Annotated in this window: 9 protein-coding genes and 3 pseudogenes; 6 read left to right on the top strand and 6 right to left on the bottom strand. The window is 63.8% G+C overall.

Annotation, left to right across the window (positions count from 1 at the left end; translation table 11 throughout):
* Window positions 1-8 precede the first annotated feature (8 nt).
* Together ACSHT8_RS01620 and ACSHT8_RS01615 are read left to right on the top strand one after the other, a co-directional pair.
* A complete protein-coding gene (locus tag ACSHT8_RS01620) occupies window positions 9-2,969 on the top strand; it encodes an AfsR/SARP family transcriptional regulator (protein ID WP_436496961.1) in 2,961 nt (986 codons plus the stop codon).
* Between the two features lie 1,221 nt (window positions 2,970-4,190).
* Window positions 4,191-4,691 (top strand): GNAT family N-acetyltransferase, encoded by a 501-nt coding sequence (locus ACSHT8_RS01615; protein ID WP_436496959.1) that lies wholly within the window; start codon window positions 4,191-4,193, stop codon window positions 4,689-4,691.
* 938 nt (window positions 4,692-5,629) lie between these two features.
* Here the strand turns inward: ACSHT8_RS01615 and ACSHT8_RS01610 are convergent.
* Window positions 5,630-6,082, bottom strand: a complete 453-nt coding sequence (locus ACSHT8_RS01610) for a COG4315 family predicted lipoprotein (RefSeq protein ID WP_436496957.1) — start codon at window positions 6,080-6,082, stop codon at window positions 5,630-5,632.
* A 902-nt stretch (window positions 6,083-6,984) separates the two neighbouring features.
* Here ACSHT8_RS01610 and ACSHT8_RS01605 point away from each other — a divergent pair.
* The 3 genes from ACSHT8_RS01605 (at window position 6,985) to ACSHT8_RS01595 (ending at window position 12,746) form a co-directional block, all read left to right on the top strand.
* On the top strand, window positions 6,985-8,193 hold the full coding sequence (locus ACSHT8_RS01605; RefSeq protein ID WP_436496955.1) for a lytic murein transglycosylase: 1,209 nt from the start codon (window positions 6,985-6,987) through the stop codon (window positions 8,191-8,193).
* A 376-nt stretch (window positions 8,194-8,569) separates the two neighbouring features.
* Window positions 8,570-10,231 carry a protein kinase domain-containing protein gene (locus ACSHT8_RS01600; RefSeq protein ID WP_436496953.1) on the top strand — a complete coding sequence of 554 codons (1,662 nt, stop codon included), beginning with the start codon at window positions 8,570-8,572 and terminating at the stop codon, window positions 10,229-10,231.
* A 691-nt stretch (window positions 10,232-10,922) separates the two neighbouring features.
* Complete coding sequence (locus tag ACSHT8_RS01595; protein ID WP_436496951.1) at window positions 10,923-12,746, top strand: acyl-CoA dehydrogenase; 1,824 nt, start codon at window positions 10,923-10,925, stop codon at window positions 12,744-12,746.
* Between the two features lie 39 nt (window positions 12,747-12,785).
* Here ACSHT8_RS01595 and ACSHT8_RS01590 read toward each other — a convergent pair whose 3' ends face one another.
* The 5 genes and pseudogenes from ACSHT8_RS01590 to ACSHT8_RS01570 all read right to left on the bottom strand — a co-directional run.
* Window positions 12,786-13,340, bottom strand: coding sequence for an RNA polymerase sigma factor (locus ACSHT8_RS01590; protein ID WP_436501967.1), 555 nt, complete (start codon window positions 13,338-13,340; stop codon window positions 12,786-12,788).
* 531 nt (window positions 13,341-13,871) lie between these two features.
* Window positions 13,872-13,982 (bottom strand): annotated as a pseudogene (locus ACSHT8_RS01585) (IS5/IS1182 family transposase); the annotation flags it as partial.
* 31 nt (window positions 13,983-14,013) lie between these two features.
* Window positions 14,014-14,185: pseudogene (locus ACSHT8_RS01580) on the bottom strand (IS30 family transposase); the annotation flags it as partial.
* Window positions 14,181-15,245 (bottom strand): IS110 family transposase, encoded by a 1,065-nt coding sequence (locus tag ACSHT8_RS01575; RefSeq protein ID WP_436496949.1) that lies wholly within the window; start codon window positions 15,243-15,245, stop codon window positions 14,181-14,183. The gene ACSHT8_RS01575 and the pseudogene ACSHT8_RS01580, both read right to left, overlap by 5 nt.
* 253 nt (window positions 15,246-15,498) lie before the next feature.
* A pseudogene (locus ACSHT8_RS01570) lies at window positions 15,499-15,789 on the bottom strand (IS30 family transposase); the annotation flags it as partial.
* 446 nt (window positions 15,790-16,235) lie between these two features.
* On the opposite strand from ACSHT8_RS01570, the gene ACSHT8_RS01565 reads away from it, so the two are divergent.
* Window positions 16,236-17,279 (top strand): hypothetical protein, encoded by a 1,044-nt coding sequence (locus tag ACSHT8_RS01565; RefSeq protein WP_436496947.1) that lies wholly within the window; start codon window positions 16,236-16,238, stop codon window positions 17,277-17,279.
* Window positions 17,280-17,560 lie beyond the last annotated feature (281 nt).

Below are 17,560 nucleotides of genomic sequence, written 5' to 3'. Positions count from 1 at the left end.
CTGCTGGCATGGAGTTCGGGATACTGGGACCACTCAAGGTCCATAGCGCCAAGCAACAGATTGCGATCGGCAGCAAGCGGTTGCGGCAGCTGCTGACCGCGCTGTTGGTTCACCGCGGCGCGGTGATGTCGAGCGATCGTCTGATCTCGGCAATCTGGGGGGACGATCCGCCGTCGACGGCGTTGCCGTCACTGCACACCTACGTATCACGTTTGCGTAGTCTTCTACACACGGATGGCGATGAGGTACTGATCACCAGGCCTCCCGGATACCTACTGCAGATTAACCCCGAACAACTCGATGCAGACCGGTTCGAGCAATTGCTCGACGAATCGAAGGCAGTCGTTGCTCGGGACCCGTACGCGGCCCAGGAGCAGCTTGATGAGGCGCTGGCGCTTTGGCGTGGGGCCGCCTATGCCGAGTTCGCGGACAGCGAATTCGCTCGATCTGAGGCCACCCGGCTGGACGAGTTGCGACTGACCGCGATCGAAGAACGATTCGATGCCGGGCTTGCTCTCGGCAGACACGCCGAGCTGGTTGGCGCCATCGACGCCTACGCCTCCGAGTACCCCTTGCGTGAGCGGCCGCGGGCCCAGCTGATGCTTGCCCTCTATCGGTGCGGACGACATGCCGAAGCGCTGGCGGCATTCCGTGCGTTTCGAAGCCGGCTTGACGAGGATCTGGGTGTTGAGCCATCCGTCGCCCTCCGGACTCTTGAGACGACCATCCTCCGCCAGGACGAAGGGCTCAACTGGACACCTCCTCAGTCCGCGGGGTCCCACCTGCTGGAGCGGCCGTTGATGCCGATCCGCAGTCTTGGCGGTCTTCCTGCCGAGGTCTCCAGTCTGGTGGGACGTGAGCGTGACGCGATTGCCGTAGTCGCGTCACTACGGGACTGTCGTCTTGTCACGCTGACGGGGGTCGGCGGCGTCGGCAAGACCCGACTGGCCTTGCATTGCGCTGCACAGATGTCCACCGAGTACCCGGACGGCGTGTGGTGGTGCGAGTTGGCCCCGGTAGCGGACGGCGCGGCGATGGTCCATGCGCTCGCGGCGGCAGTGGGCGCACGCCCGCAGCCCGGTCGGACCGTCGAGGAATCACTGCTCTCATTTCTCGCGATGAGAAAGTTGCTGCTTGTCGTTGACAACTGCGAACACCTCGTGGGGGAAGTCGCCGGACTGCTGGAATCGGTGGTTAGACATTGCCCGCAAGTGACTCTGCTTGCCACCAGCAGAATCGGACTCGGCGTGACCGGAGAATGTATCCGGCCGACGGCACCGCTCACCTTGCCCAAGAGCGAGGAAGGCGCCGACCTGACTGATTCTTCTGCGGTGCGCCTGTTTATCGACCGAGCACAGGCTGTACGACCCGATCTTGATCTCAACCCCGAGAATCTCGAGCTCATAGCAGAAGTATGTCGAAAACTCGACGGCCTGCCGCTTGCCATCGAGTTGGCAGCCGCGTGGATGCGATCGCTCAATCCGGTAGATCTCGCTGCACGGCTGGCAGACCGTTTCAGACTGCTGACAACAACGAGGACGACAGCGGTTGCCCGCCATCGAACGCTCAGGGCTGTGGTGGATTGGTCTTATGCTCTGCTGAGTCCGGCCGAGCAACGGCTGTTTGCCCGGCTGTCCCTATTCGCCGGCGGGTTCACACTGGCCGCAGCCGAACAGGCGTGCACGCACGAGGCCCTCGTTGACTTGCTCGCGACGTTGGTGGACAACTCGCTCATCGTCGCAGGATCAACGGCGGGCCAGGTTCGCTACTCGATGTTGGAGACGCTCCGCGACTACGGTCGCGAGCTGCTGGAACGACGAGGTGAGCTCGACGACGTACGCAGGTCTCACGCCGCTTACTACGTCGCCCTGGCCGAGGAAGCCAGCCGCGAAATGCGCGGACCGAACGAGGAGCGTTGGACGTCCATCCTCAATGCGGATTTCGAGAATCTGCGCGCAGCCCACAAGTGGGCCGTGGAAAAGGCCGACACAGACCTCGCCTTGAGACTTTCGGCTGGCCTTTATCACTTCGCGATGCTTCAGTTTCGGGACGAGGTGGTGACATGGGGCCAAGCGGCCCTCGATCTACCCCAAGCTGAATCTCATCCCCTCTACTTCATGGTGTGCGGGGCAGTGGGCGAGGGACTCACTCTGCGAGGTGAAATCGCGAATGCGGTCACACTGGCCGAACAGGCGCTTGCCCGTGTGGACGATCCAGGAAACCCTCTCCGTGTACCCGTGTTGAAAGTCATGACCGCAGTCGCGCTTTACGAGGGACGCCTCGATGATTGTTTCACCTCGGCAGGTGAACAGCTACGACTCGCTCGACTTGACTATGACGATTGGTATACGTCGGAGGCACTGGTGTACCAAGGCTTGGCAAGAACCTATGCAGGCGACGCCGAGGGCGGTCTGCGCAGCGCGGATGAAAGTTTCGAGGTCGCGAAGTCGGTTGGCAACCCGAGCCTCATGGCCTGGGCACTCTACAGCCAGGCAGAGGCGCTGGCGCATATCGATCCAGATGAGGCTCGAGAACGCTACGAGTCCGCGATCACTCTCGCGGAGTCGGTAAACAGTACATTCGCCGCGAACACTTCACTCGTGGGGCTCGCCGCACTGCTCGCTCGCTCCGGAAACACCGCCGACGCACTGCGTGCGTTTCGTCGCAGCGTGAAAGGCTGGTATCTGATGCAGGTTTGGCACCATCAGTGGACCACACTGCGGAACCTAGTCCAGTTGCTTGTCCGAGTTGGCGCACAACGCGAAGCCGCTGTCCTGCTCGGAGCGTTGCGCGCGGCTGACACAGCCGCTTACGGAGAGGACGCGGACAGCATGGGGTCTGCGTCCGACGTACTCAGTAACTCTCTCGGGCAGTCAGCTTACGCCGCAGCGACCGCCGAGGGCGCTGCCATGTCTCCCAACGCGACCATCGCTTTCGCGCTTGTAGCGATCGACTCCGCGTTGAAGTAGCGCAGAGGCGTAGCCGGCGGATGTGGCGCTGATGTTCCGGACTGTCGATGAGCACGGGGGAATCGCCGGCAGAAGTGGATCGACAACCTCCCAAGGGCAGGCTTGGTCACGAGTTCGGGGCGTGGTGGATCTCCAGGCGCTGAGCCAAGGCGAATGCCTCGGCAGGTGAGAAGGTCTCCTACGGCGAGGCGATGCCGTGGGTGCTGAGGTTCCATGACCAGCACCGGGGCTCAGCGACCACCTCTGCCGGATCCACCACCTCGCCCACAGATGTCCAACGGAGCAGGACCCGGGCCCGCCTGATAGCTGACGTCGAATGCACACTCGTGGCGGCCAGCCGATTAAGTGGGCCCCGTCCGTCGGGATCGCATCCTGCGGACGGGGCCCCGCGCGCAAGCGGGCCTGGGGGTCGCCGCTGCTCACGCGCACCTGGTGAAGGCGCTGATCCAGATCCACCACCAGGAGTCCTCACTTCAGTTACGACCAACGGGTGCCCGACGGTTCCAGTTGATCTCCATGTCGCCGACGTGACCGTCAGCACATCAGGCCGAGACGCATCGGCGCACGCTCAAGATCGGGCGGACGCGCTCGGTGTCAAGTCGAGTCCCCGGGTCCGGGTCGAAAGAGCTCGTTTCACAGCGGGATACCCGCTGAGTGCCCGCTATGACGGCTGAGATTGGTGGGCTGTCGGCCCAGGGACGTTGTGGGACTGTGGAACATCGAGCCCGTTACAGCAGAACGCCAGCATCACGTCTCCGACTCGGTCTGGATCGCCCAGCTGATCCAACACAGCCTGGCCCGGCCGAGTCTCGTGCCACCGCCGCAGTATGCGGGACCTGACCGGTTGGTGATCAGTGCCAGGTGTGGTCTGGATGCCGTGGCCGACAGTGGCCGGAGGCGCGTTTCTTGGCGCGGCGGCGGTAGTGGGCCTGTGGTTGGCCGGCCGCGCACTTGGCCTCCCGGCAGCCTGTATACAGGCGCGACATCGGATACCGCGACCTCAGCTACTCGACCGCCCACAGGCCCCCGCCGTGTGCACACCCATGCCGAGGATGGCGGCATCGCAGGCGGCAATCGGCTTGAGCGACCACGATGCACCAACCGCCATCGCGCTATCCGGAAGGGCGTGGGATGTCATGAGAGTGATGTGAATGGCCGCCGCAAGGCGATCACTACACACTGTACTGACCCAACCGACGACTGGGCCGGAAAGGGGATCACATGGCCTGGACGGTCGAAACACGGCCGTGGGATGATGCCGAAGGGCTTCAGCTGCGCGCGAAGCAGCAGTCCGAGCTACACGCCGACGTCAATTGCGACGACCACCCACACGGTCCCCGCACTTCCGCTGCGGACGTTGATCACTTCGTTGTCGCCGTCGCCGCTGACGGGCGCGCCGTCGCTTGCGGCGGATTGCGCGCATTGAGTGCCCGCTCGGCGGAGATCGAGTGGATGTACGTCGAACCTGACTGTCGCGGCGGCGGTGCGGCCATGACTGTGCTGCGTGCCCTGGAAGGTGTCGCCCTCTATCGGGGATGGGTCCACCTGCAATTGAAAGTCGGTACCACCCAACGTGACGCTCAGCGGTTCTACGAGCGCGCGGGCTACCGAAACGCGCACTTGTTCGCCCAGTACGGCGGTTCAGCAACGTCCGTGATCTATGAGCTGGACCTTCGAGTGGAAACGCGGCGACCTGGCACATGGAAATCCGTACACCGGTGACAGCAACGCCGCGGCGCAAATAGCACGAGTAAGCAACGATGGTAGCTGTCCGTCTAACTCAAAGTGGAGGGTCCATGGCCGAGAACCGCGCCCGACCGCATCCGACATCTCTCGGACACGCGCGCTCCGTCACTGACGAGCCTCAGCGGGTTCCACCCACTTACTACTGGGACATCCGCGCAGCGCGCTGGGAACCGGGGCCGAAATTGGCTACGTCATCTCACACGACCAGCACCCACGTCGCCGATGCCGATCACGACACCTCGCAGTCTGTGTGATCCATTCCCACGTGGGATAAGCGGGGGGGCGACCAACGCCGTGCCCCCGCAAGCCGACATCGCCTGTCCGGCCGTTGATGGCTTGCGCGTTCACCGCGTCGTCGCGGCTCGAAGTTGAGCAACCGCTACATGCCCTCCAGCCCGGATTCACCGGGGGATTCGGCCAGCGTCCATCCGATCTTCCGCTTCACCTCGCGAGCAAACCCCTGACATACCAACGCATCCGACGCCAGCCGCAACTCCACCCGAGAAAATCTGCCCCGCGAGCAGCCCCTAGCAACGCCCTCGAGCCCCGCCGACCACTACCGCGTCACCAGCTCCACCGACACGCGAGATCAGCTATCAGAAGCCGACCTCACATTGCAGCCCTTGTTGTCGTATTGGGGCACGAAGATGGCGGAGGCACCGCGCAGGCGCACCGCACGGGGCGTCGAGACGTGCGGCCGACCGCGAGGACCGAGTTCAGGGTCTCGCTCCCGACGGTGCCTCCACCCGGAGTACGCCTCCGGAGCCAATTCAGTTCCTATTCAGGACGATGTGCTCCAGGCAACAGCGGCGGGCGACACAATCACTTGTCGTACAGCGTGGATACAAGACACGCGGGAGTGAGAGGATAGGGAAGGGTAGAGCCGAGACAAGCCACTCACACTGGTTCTCACCCTACTTGGCCGTTGCCACGTGCCACTGCCCGTCGACACCGTCGCCGTTGATTTCTGAGGGGTTGCTGTCGCCAACGAAACGGTACAACGGGCGACCGGCGAGAGTGATCTGCTTCTTCCCGTCCGCCCTGACCAGCACGCCCAGCGAACTCGGATCGATTCCCGACATCGCGATGGGCATCCCGTCGTCCGCGACGGCGGGCGGCCACCGGGTCACACACTCGCCCTCGCAGGCTGAACCCGCGGGGTTGGCGGTGTCCTTGTCGTAGGTATACAGCGGGAATCCCTCTGCGGACACAACGATGTCACGCCCCGCGACCTTGCTCACCCCAACGGCCGGGATCGGTCGGGACGGCAGTTCGCTGTACGTGCCGGGCGGTACAAGCACCTCCTCCGGCGCCGGAGGAGGCTGCTCGGACGCGCAACCCACCGCGAATGCGCAGACGAGTGCCACCGGCCACGTCCTCGAGATCGCCCTGGTCCGCAACATGCTTCGTCCGGCCTTCATATGCATCGCCTCACCTCTCGGTTCCCGGTCGCTGGGTATTACGGCGATGCATCACGTTCGGTTCGCACGCACCGAGTGACGGAACCCGGATGGCGACAGGTCGCGTAGTAGTCGGAGCGACAGGGATCCTAGGAGGTGGATCATGCCGGGCCGCAGGTTCGCGATCAATAAACGGTTACGCGACGTACCAAGTCGAGCATTGGGCGGCCACGCGGGCATCATGAAGGATGAGCCCCCGACACCGTCGCCTTCACATCAGCGGCCGGATCAGTGGAGCCAGCGGTGATAGCACTCGACGGTTACGCGTTGCCGGGCCGCAGAAACATCCGTCTGAGACAGACGACTCACAGTCGAGGGTCGCGCACTGGCACACTCCGCGTGTTGATTCCCGGTGACTTTCGGCGACGAAACCACTCCACCACTGCTCTGCCGCGGAATCGCCAATGAACGAACCATCGGTCAGCGGTGCCGCGGATGACGGACGGTTTGACATTCCACACCAGGGAGACCACCTCCCGGAGTGTCTATAACGGACTCCCATCAGTGATCGCGGGCGGCTCGGTCCGGTGCCGGATTGGCTATCCCCGTCGACCGAGCGGCTCCTGGAAGAGTCAGGCAATGAACACATCACAGCCACCGCCGGGCCCGTCGCCAAACCGCCGTGAGGAAGGGCGCGTGTGAAGCGCTTGCCTCGCCATTGGCCGGGGCCCACAGACCGGCGAGTCCATGACTCTCCAATCCCCACCCGCCAGATGAATCTAGCGGGATCCGTCGGCGGGCGTTCCGCATGTCCTCGTCTCACGCGACGGCCCTCCCTAGCTGAATAACGCCTTCTGCGAAGAAATAGAATGGAGTACTTGGTGTTCCCCAGGAATCTGCGACGCGCGGTGGCGCTCGTAGCACTGGCTGCCCTGATGTTGGCGGGCGTCATTGGAGATGGTCTGGGTGGTTCACCAGTCACGATGCCCGATGAGCGGCCGGGCAGGGAGGTGGGTAGCGAACTGGTCGGCCTCACCGATCCTGCAGAGGTAGGCGCCGACGGATCTCCAGGCGTGAGTCATGGCTCGGCGTCCGATGCGCTCGTCCGTTCCCCGGCGAGCGCCGGCACGATCCCGCCAGGTTCGCTAGGCATCCCCGGCACGATGCTCCACGCCTATATGCGCGCTACGCAGACGTCAAACACTGTTGCCCCAGGCTGCCACATGGAGTGGTCGCTGCTGGCCTCGATCGGCCGCATCGAGTCCAACCACGCCCGCGGCGGTCGCGTGAACGCACAAGGCGACACCGTTGCGTCAATCTTGGGGCCGGTGCTCAACGGCGGCGGATTCGCCGCGATCACCGACACCGACGGCGGCCGTTACGACGGCGACAACCGTTGGGATCGGGCCGTGGGTCCGATGCAGTTCATTCCGTCGACGTGGAAGAGCTATGCCTCCGACGGCAACGGTGATGGCGACGCCAATCCGAACAACGTCTTCGACGCGACCGCCGGTGCGGCGAAGTACCTGTGCTCAGGCGGGATGGACATGGCCAACGCAGTGCAGCGACGAACAGCGGTGTGGCGCTATAACCACTCCGACAGCTACGTGCGCACGGTCCTGCACTGGGCTGACGCCTACGCTCGCGGCGTGCATCCTGTGTCGACAACGCCGGTCGGCAAGATCGAGCAGCTCGCCGCCACGGCGCCGAACCCTCCTTCACAAAGCGCGATCACCCCGCCCTCCACCGCCACACCCGCGACCACGAGCCCGGCTGCCCCGCCCGCAGGCAACACGTCCACGGCTGCTGCGCCATCCTTGACCGCGCTCCCGCCTGCGACCTCGACAACGACAACCAGCACGGCCCCGCAGCCGTCATCGTCGAGCACCCCACCGACCACGCCACCTTCGAGCACAACGCCGACCTGTGAACCAGCCCCGACGACCTCGTTGTCACCCGCCACTCCCACGGCTGCGAACCCGGGGAACCTCTGCGCCGGACCGACCTCGTCGCCCACCACTCCACCAACAACCACAACCCCCAGTGGCGTGATCGGTTCGGCGGCGCCCATGCCCTGAGTCGTCCGTGCCCCACTGATCCAAGCCGTGGCACTCCCGCCTGGGGACGATCAATCCACTTCGGTTATGCAGGTGGTTCTCGTAGCCGTGTGAGGCTCTCATCGGCCACGACGTACTGATGAGCGAGCCTTGATCACGGCCGTTGGCATCCTGACCCCGACGCGCCTCGCGGATCTGCGGCGGTGTGCCTCGAGTTTGCTGCGGCGAGGAACGTCTGGTCCGACGGTCTGTCGCATCCTCAACGTCGCGAGGCGCCGCTCGTTGTGTCGTTGGCAACCGTAGGGATCGGATCGCGGACATTCGCGCGTACGTCAGGAGAACCCGGGTGTCGTCGCCCGGGATTCGAACCACGGTCGAGGAATGGTGAAGGGCGCTGATGGATGCGGTGGTGGGCGGCTACGTGTTGCGAGAGCAGCTCGGACGCGGCGGTTTCGGGGTGGTTTGGCGGGCCGAGAGCCCGGCAGGCGAGCAGGTGGCGCTGAAGGTCATGCATCCCGAGTACGGGGCCGACGCCGCGGAAGTCGGGCGCTTCCTCAGCGAGTTCGCCGTGTTGATGCGACTCGACCACGCCAACATCGTTAACGTCCGCGCGGTACTGTCCCATGAAGGAAGACCCGTCCTGGTGATGGATCTGGTTCGGGGACGCACGCTGTCCAGGGAGATCTCGAGTCGCGGACCTCTTCCAGAAGCCGAGGTGTTACGTCTGGCCCTGCAGGTGTGCGCCGCGTTGGCACACGCCCACGCCTGCGGCGTGGTGCACCGCGACCTCAAGCCAGACAATCTGCTACTAGAGGTACCCGACGGCGCCGATCCGCTGCACGACACCTGGACTCGCGCACGGCTTGTGGATTTCGGCATCGCCCTGCTGGCGGGAGCACCCCGGCACACCGGAACCGGGATCCTCCTCGGCACACCGAGCTATCTCGCCCCAGAACTGCTGCGCGACGATGCCACGACGGCCTCCGATGTCTACGGGATCGGTCTGCTTATCTACGAGTGCCTTGTCGGCACACGGCTGCACGACAATCGGTCGGTGACCGCGATTCAGGCTCGGCTCGACGCACGGGAAGTCGAGCTTCCACGGCACTGGTCGAGCGAACTGCGCGAGCTCACCACGCGCTGCCTGGCGACAGATCCCGCCGATCGCCCGTCGGTGCCTGAGCTCGCCGGGCAACTCACGGCGCTCCTCTCACGTGGCGGTGATACCGATCTACTTCCCAGTCGGGGAGCCTTGCCCGCAGCCTCCGGTCATGCACCGGGCGCACCGCATACGACACCGAGGCCACCTGACATCGTGGCCGGACACAACCTCACCACTTCCACAGTGGCGGCCAAACGGCGGGGCGACTCCGCCCTGCCCTGGCTGCTGGCCGTCACTGGGGTCCTTGCTGTGCTCCTGGTGGTCCCGCGAACCTGGCCCACACGCGGTATAGCCCAGCCGACTCCTCCCGCTACGACACCCACTTCCGCCACTTCGGCGGCGGCCACAGCAGTCGAGCCCACGTCCTCGATCCGATCCACCTCGGTCACCGCTACAGCCGCGAGCCCATCGCGTTCGCAGGGGACGGCACACCTGTCGACCCACCCGCCGGTCACCTCGTCCGCGACCACACCCTCGCCTACCTCGAGCGTCGAAGCAACCCCGTCGCCGGCGCCCAAGTCTCCGATACTGTATCGAAACGACACCGACTTCCCGATTCCGGACAACCAGCCGGCGACGTACACCCGGAGCTCCGTACGGGTGCCTGCCGAGGCATCCGGCACAGTGGGCACGCCCGGCACGACGGCCGTACTCGACGTCGTCATAGTCCACCAGCGCCGCGCGGACCTACTGATCAGCCTGACCGCGCCGGACGGCGCCAAATACACTCTTCACTACCCGAATCCGTACGACCGGACCGCGGACTTTCGTCTGAACACAGACCTCGCCAAGATCGTCCGCTCGGGCACTGCGCTGACGGGCACGTGGTCGCTGGAGGTGTCGGACACCGCTTTGGGCTCCGTGGGCAGGATCGATTGGTTGGGCATCACCGCATAGCAGTGCCCGGTGCGGGCGGGACTGCACTGGTCTGCCCGTCGCTCGAAACCAAGCTCCTGTGGGATATGCGTCCAACCACAAGAGACAGTAGCTGATGGACAGTCAGCATTAGGTTTGAGAAATGGCCATTGAAACGCGGGATGGCAGTCACATCTCGGAGATCTGACTCGGGAATGATCTACTGACGGAGGGACTAATGACCACCCCTCCGTCAGCCCGAACCATGTCCCCGGTCTACGGGGCCGTGGACCCGCCCCAGCATACGGGGCAAGGGTTGCCGCCCGGCTCGATGTGCTCGGCGATCGCGACCACCACGGCATCGCCAGCCGGGATCATCTTGCCCAGCACGGGCACGACCACTGCGGCGACAGCCGCACAGGCCACTGCGAAACGGCCAATGCGCATTAACGTCCTCCAATCACCAAGAAACGGATCCCACACACATACGGATTCCAGGAGGTCCGCGGAGCCTCGACTCCGGTGATTCCGCGCACATCGCCCCCGACGAGGCCCACTGCGGCTCGGCTCACGTGCGCGCCGCCGAAAACGAAGGTACGCACCGGCGCATACGCACCAGCTCGTGCACCGCTAGAGGCCCGTCGGTTCGTGCGGTAGCCGGGCCGTCCGGGAACCAGTGATCACCGCGCCGTCGTACCTCTTCTGAACCATCGTGTCGACTGGGCGGAGAACCATGAGCCACTACCGCAGCAACCTTCGGGATCTCAAGTTCGCGTTGGAAGGCAGCGGGCTGGCTGACGCCCTCGCGACAAGCGCCGACTTGGACGTGAACACCGCTTTCGACATCCTCGACGAGGTCGACCGGCTGGCCCGGGTCGAAATCGCGCCTAGCTTCGCCGCAGCGGACCGGACTCCCCCGGTTTACGACCTCGGATCCCGATCGGTCACCGTTCCGCCGGCCCTGCGTCGCGCGTACCGCGCGTACGAGTCGTCGGGGTTCTGGCGCATGGATGTGCCGCAGGAACTGGGCGGCAGTCCGGTCCCACGGGTGCTCTGGTGGGCGACTTCTGAACTTCTGCTAGGCGCCAATCCCGCGATGTGGATGTACACGACAGGTGCGGGCTTCGCGGGCATCCTGCACAAGATCGGCAATTCCATGCAACGCAGATGGGCGCAGATCTTCGTTGACCGCGGATGGGGCGCCACCATGGTTCTCACCGAGCCTGACGCGGGCTCGGACGTAGGTATGGCAACCACCAAGGCTTATCCGCAGCAGGACGGGACCTGGCATATCGAGGGTGTCAAGCGGTTCATTACCTCAGGTGAGCATGACCTCGCAGACAACATCATCCATTACGTCCTCGCGCGGCCAATCGGGGTTCCAGGGCACGGCGGACCTGGAACCAAGGGCCTATCGATGTTCATCGTGCCGAAGCACCTGTTCGACCACGAAACCGGTGAGCTGCTCAAGCGCAACGGTGTCGTGGCCACCGCCCTGGAAGACAAGATGGGCCTGAAGGGATCGAGCACCTGCGAGCTGACGTTCGGCGAGCATGGCCCGGCTGTCGGCTGGCTGGTGGGCGACACCCACGACGGCATCCGGCAGATGTTCCTGATCATCGAACGGGCCCGCATGATGGTCGGTACCAAGGCGATGGCAACACTTTCGACCGGGTACCTGAACGCGCTGGCGTACGCCAAGACACGGGTACAGGGGGCGAGCCTGGACGCGCCCGGAAACACAGCGCCACGGGTACCCATCATCGACCACGCCGACGTGCGTCGCTCGCTCTTGGTCCAGAAGTGCCACGCGGAGGGCATGCGCGCCCTCGTCCTGCACGCTGCCGCCGAACTCGACCGGGCCGACCTGCACCGCGACCGAGGCGATGATGAAGCCGCTGCGGCCTTTCGCGCCGCCAACGACCTCCTCCTGCCAGTTGTGAAGGGTTACTGCTCGGAACGAGCATATGAGATCCTCAGCCAGGAGACACTGCAGACCTTCGGTGGTTCCGGCTTTCTCATCGACTACCCGGCAGAGCAGTACGTGCGCGATTCGAAGATCGACACGCTGTACGAAGGAACGACCGCGATCCAAGCTCTCGACCTGGTCTTCCGCAAGATCATTCGGGATGGCGGCACGTCTTTCGCCAAGCTGATTGGACAAATCCGCGGGTTCGCCGATACAGCGGGCGGCACTGAGGGAACCGCGCTCACTGTGGCCGTCGAACACCTGGAGACAATGCTGCAGGCACTCGCCCGCCTACTATTGAACGGCCAGACGGTACCTGAGCGCGTGCACCTTGTCGGTCAGCACGCTCGCCGTTTCCTGCTAGCGTTCGGTGATCTGCTGGTCGGCTGGCTGCTCACCCGCCAGGCCCGTGTCTCCCAGTCTAGATTGGACACTGGGACCGGCCCGGCAGATGCCGCCTACTACCAGGGCAAGATCGCCTCCGCGGCGTTCTTCGCCGCCGAAGTACTCCCCCGTCTCGCCACAGACCGAGCGGTCATCGAGGCGGGCACGTTCGACGCGATGTCGGTCCACAGTTCCTTTCTGTGAGGCCGTCATCCGCCCCGGAACCTCGACGCCCACTCCCGGTCACGCAGAGTCCCGCAAATGCGCCAAAACCTCAGTCAGCTTGCGCTGCGCGCGAAACAACCTGGACTTGACCGTACCAATCGGAATCCCCAACAACTCGGCCGCCTCACGTTGAGTCAGATCATCAAAATAAATCGACTTGATGATCGCCCGATCAGAAACCGACAACCGCTCAACCGCAGCCCTGACCTGCCACGCCATCCACGCCCGCTCAGGACTGTGCCCCTCAACCGAAGGAAGACTATCCGAAGCCAACGAATCAATACTGACCACATTCTCCCGACCCCGCTGCCTACGATACACATCAATCGCGGCGCGACGAGTCACAGAAAACAACCACGGCTCCAACGGACGCTCGACATCAAAAGTACCCGACGCCCGCCACGCCTGCAGAAGGGCCTGCTGAACCGCATCGGCCGCCAAATCACGATCCCCCAGGATCCGATAAGCCACCCCAAACATCCGACCCCCGAAAGTATCGTGGATCTCCTCAAGCGCCCCAGCCTCACCACAACCGAAACGATGCCCCAACGACCTAACCTGATCAGTCAACATGGCCACCGGCGGAAACCGACAGCCCGTGCCGGAAGACCCGCCGCCTCCTCATCTCCTCGACGCTCACGCGAGCGTGGAAGAAGGACCTGTCAGCACACTATCGACCGCCTTGCAGCCACCCACAGCCACGCAAGACACCCACCACCACCAGCACAAACACACACCGCACCGAACCTGCGCAGCCCACGTCGGCCATGGGCGACCACTACCGCGAACGCAATGGATTAACTTCACCAAGATATGGCGCTTCCACCTATTTTAGCTACGCTGATTCGAAATGCCCCTCCTGTCCCGGTGTCCGGGCGAACGACAAACGACATCCACTCAAGTGCCGACCGGGATGGAATTCGGAGATCCCCACATGGTGTTATCTGGAACGTCGACTCGAGCTCCCCTGGCCGGGGCGGGGCATCCGAGGTTTTACGCGCGCGGCTACTCGAACGGTCCGCTGGTAATTGGCGAGTCCCCCGCGATCTGGCGATGCGTGACCGGCCGACTCGCGCAGGCTCGTCAACGCACAGTGAGCCCTTTTCATCCTGCGGTGATCTCGTAGTTCTGTAGGACGTGGATGGCTTTCGCGATTCGGCCGGTGCGGCGGGGGCAGCAGCGGAGTTTGCGCAGGACGCGCCAGGTCTTGAGGGCGGATTCTCGGGTCCTCGCAACACCTGATGGCTTACGTGGTTGTCAGTAGATCACGCAGACGCTCGGCTGGGTTTCCAGCCGAGCGTTTTGCGTGGTCGGCCGTTGAGTTGCTGGGCGACGTGTTCGAGGTCTTCGGCGGTGTGGACAGATAGGTCGGTGCCCTTGGGGAAGTACTGGCGTAGCAGTCCGTTGATGCTTCTATGTCAACTCCGTGTGCGGGTGGCGGGTGATGTGGTGGTTCCAGGTCGTGTGGTCGGTTGTCATCGCCCGGTGGATGACGTCGATGAGGTGGCGTTGGAGGATGCGGCGGGCGCCGCGGGCGCCTTTGGCGGGTTCGTGGCGGTCGAGTAGGTGTCGCGCGTCTGGGTGGAAGCGTTTCTGGACGATCGCGGCGGTGTAGAGAACGCTGTTGAGTCGCCGGTTGCCGCCTCGATGTAGGCGGTGGCGTTCCTTGTCGGAGGAGTAGACGGGGATGGGTGCGCATCCGGTGTAGCGGGCGAGCTTGGCTGAGGTGGTGAAGCGGGCGATGTCGCCGATCTCGGCGACGAGGACCGCGGCGGAGTTGTGGCTGATCCCGGTGATCTGCAGCGGGGTGGGCGCCAGCGGTGTGACGAGTTGCCTGATGGTGGTGTCGAGGTCGTGGACGCGTTGGTTGATGTCGCCGATCTCGGTGATCATGTCGGTGAGTGCCTGGCGGACGTGCGTGCTCACCGCGGTTGTGTTCAGCAGTGCCGTGACCGAGGTGAGGTTTCTGGCGCGGGCCAGGTCGCCGGGGGTGTGGTCGAGCCAGACGTGCAGTCGTCCTTTGAGCTGGTTGATCGCCATGGTGCGGCGTTTGATGAGGTCGGCGCGGTAGTCGACGAGGATGCGCAGCTCGCGCACGCGTTCGTCGATGCGGTGCCGGTCCAGGCCTGGGGTGGCGATGGCAGCGTGGGTGACCGCCGTGGCGTCGATGGGGTCGGATTTGGCCCCGGTGGTGGCGTGGAGTTCGCGGTGAGCGGCCATCAGTCTGGTGGGGACCCAGACCACGTCGTGTCCGGCAAGTAGCAGGCCGTCGGCCAGGCGGCGGGCGAACCCGCGGCCGTCCTCGATGGCCCAGGTGACCGGTTCGCTGCCCGCGATCGCCCGGATCCACTTGAGCAGCGCGGTGATCACCGACGGATCGTTGCCGACAGTCAGCGGCTTGCCGATGCGTTTGCCTCTGGCGTCGACGGCGACCGCGACGTGGACGTGTTTGTGCGGGTCCACTCCGACTGTCACCATCAGGTTTGTCCTCGTTGTCTGTGTCGTGGATGACGGGACAGACACGAGCGCCCTGGCCAGGGGACAGACCTAGTGCGAGTTGACGGCTCAGCAGGCTTCTATCAAGTCACTCCCGGCCAGGGCGCTCGCCCTGCGGGCTGCTGTGGACAAATCAACGGAAGGCCTCACGGCACGTGTTCTCCGAGTCACCCAGCAACCCAACCGGAGCCCCTCCCGTCGAAGAGGCCCCAGCACCGCCAACTCTGTACCACTAGGTGTTCTCGTTGCTGCCGCGTTGCCATGGTGAGTGCGGGTCGCAGAAGTAGACCGGCACTCCGGTGGCCACGGAGAACTGTTTGTGCGCGGCCATCTCGCAGCCCTGGTCCCAGGTCAGTGAGCCTCGTAGGTGTCCGGGCAGGGTCTGGATCAACGGCACCAGCACGTCGCGGATCTCCTCGGCGGTGTGTCCGCCGGGCAGGTGTCCGAGCATGACGTATCGGGTGTGGCGTTCGACCAGGGTCACGATCGCGCTCTCGCTGCGGGTGCCCACAATCAGATCGCCTTCCTTACGGTTCAGGGTGTGGTTCAAGCCGAGTTGGCGGCTGATCGCGCCCAGCGACCCTACCTCGGGCGCGCAGCTCGTGCACCGCAGCGAAGCGTTCGCGGGTGCGAGTCACCAGCCGACGTTCTCGCCCGCAGGCGTCGATCAAGGTAGGCCCCCGCTCATGGCCGGCGACAGCGGAGCGGGCCCGCGATCGACACCGGCTATCCCGAGCAGCAGCACGCCGATCACCCTCCTCGCCAAAGGAACTCGAACGGTGTGAGTTGGTGTAGTTACAGAGAGTGGAATCGGATCCGTTGACGTGTTGGGAGGCGTAGTACCAGACATCAGAGCAGAGCACGGAAAGGCTTGATCACTTGGGTACTCGACTGAACGCGCTGCGTCGCTGGCTGGCTGTGGCGATTGGATGCACCCTCATATCGATTGGCGCAGCTCTAGCCTCGCCTGCCATGGCTGTTGCCGTTACTTCGGTGTCGGCTTGGGTCGATGCTGCAGGCCTGCAGTACCGAGGAGGTAATGAAAAGAATAGTGGTACGATCGAGTTCGTCAACGGCACGTTGCGGATACACGACAGTCTCGGGATCAATCCGGGCGCTGGCTGCCAGACTGTCTCGTCAACACAGGTCAATTGTGGCGGGATGAAGCCGCTGAACATCGACTTGGGGCAAGGCAACGACATTTTTCGTCTCAATGTGCCCGGGGCGCGTGGCTACATCCAAATGGGCGCCGGTGACGATACGCTTTATATTGGCTCAGCCCATTACTCCGGGACGGCAACGGCGATGGCAATCCAGGGAGGGGGCGGCAGCTTTGACCTGCTGACGTACGAGCAATCCAGCCGAGGCGTCTATGCCAGTATGGACGGAATTCCGAATGACGGTCGATCCAATGATGGTGGCCTCTGCGGCGTGCGTGACAGCGCTGATGCAGACAATGTTCATCCCTCGTTTGAGGCTATGCGAGGTAGTGGGTTTGGCGACCGACTTTCCGGTCGGGATGGCGCGGCTGACCGGATGGAGGGTGGTCAGGGAAGCGACTGTCTCTATGGGTGGGGCGGCGACGATGTCTTCAAAGAAGGCTACTACGCAGACGAAACGGACTACTTCGTCGGAATGGAAGGTTTCGACACTATCGACTACTCGAGTCGTGCCCAAACTGTCCGAGCCATGGGGAATTTCTCGGGTGAAAGCGGCAGCAGCGGAGAGTGGAATGAAGCCGATTCTGTTGAGCGTGTCATTGGAGGGTCGGGAAATGATAATTTCCGGGTAACCATGCTTCCGCTGATTGGCTACGGAGTGAACGAGTTTCATGGCGGCCCGGGGGACGATACGCTTATTGGTGACAGTTACGACAATACGCTCTATGGAGGTCCGGGAGCCGACCATCTTGAGGGCGGCTCAGGTGCCGATATCCTCGATTGTGGTGAAGATCGAGACACTGTACGACTGCCCGAACTCGCTGATACGCTCATAAGCTGCGAGATTCTCGACTAACAGGACGACGTTAGCTGAAGTTGAGCGAGACTTGCTCGGGTTGTCTCTACGCAGTCTCGAGCTTGAGTTTTAACCATCAGGTGCTGGTTGCCGGCCCCTATTGATCATAGGTGTAGCCCTTGGTCGACCATTCCTCTTACGACAGATGGGAAGATTAACCAAGGGCTACGGTGATCAGTGTGTGGTAAGCAGGCAGGCGGGGGCGTGTCACGGCAACCGTGTAAGCCGGAGGTGCACCAAGATCGACTCGCCGGTTCGGCGGTCGGTAGGGACACCAGGTG

This window comes from Actinokineospora sp. HUAS TT18 (assembly GCF_051364635.1).
In the GTDB taxonomy this organism is placed as follows: Bacteria; Actinomycetota; Actinomycetes; order Mycobacteriales; family Pseudonocardiaceae; genus Actinokineospora.
The sequence above is the reverse complement of the archived record's forward strand: the minus strand, read 5'-3'. Positions and strand labels throughout refer to the sequence as shown.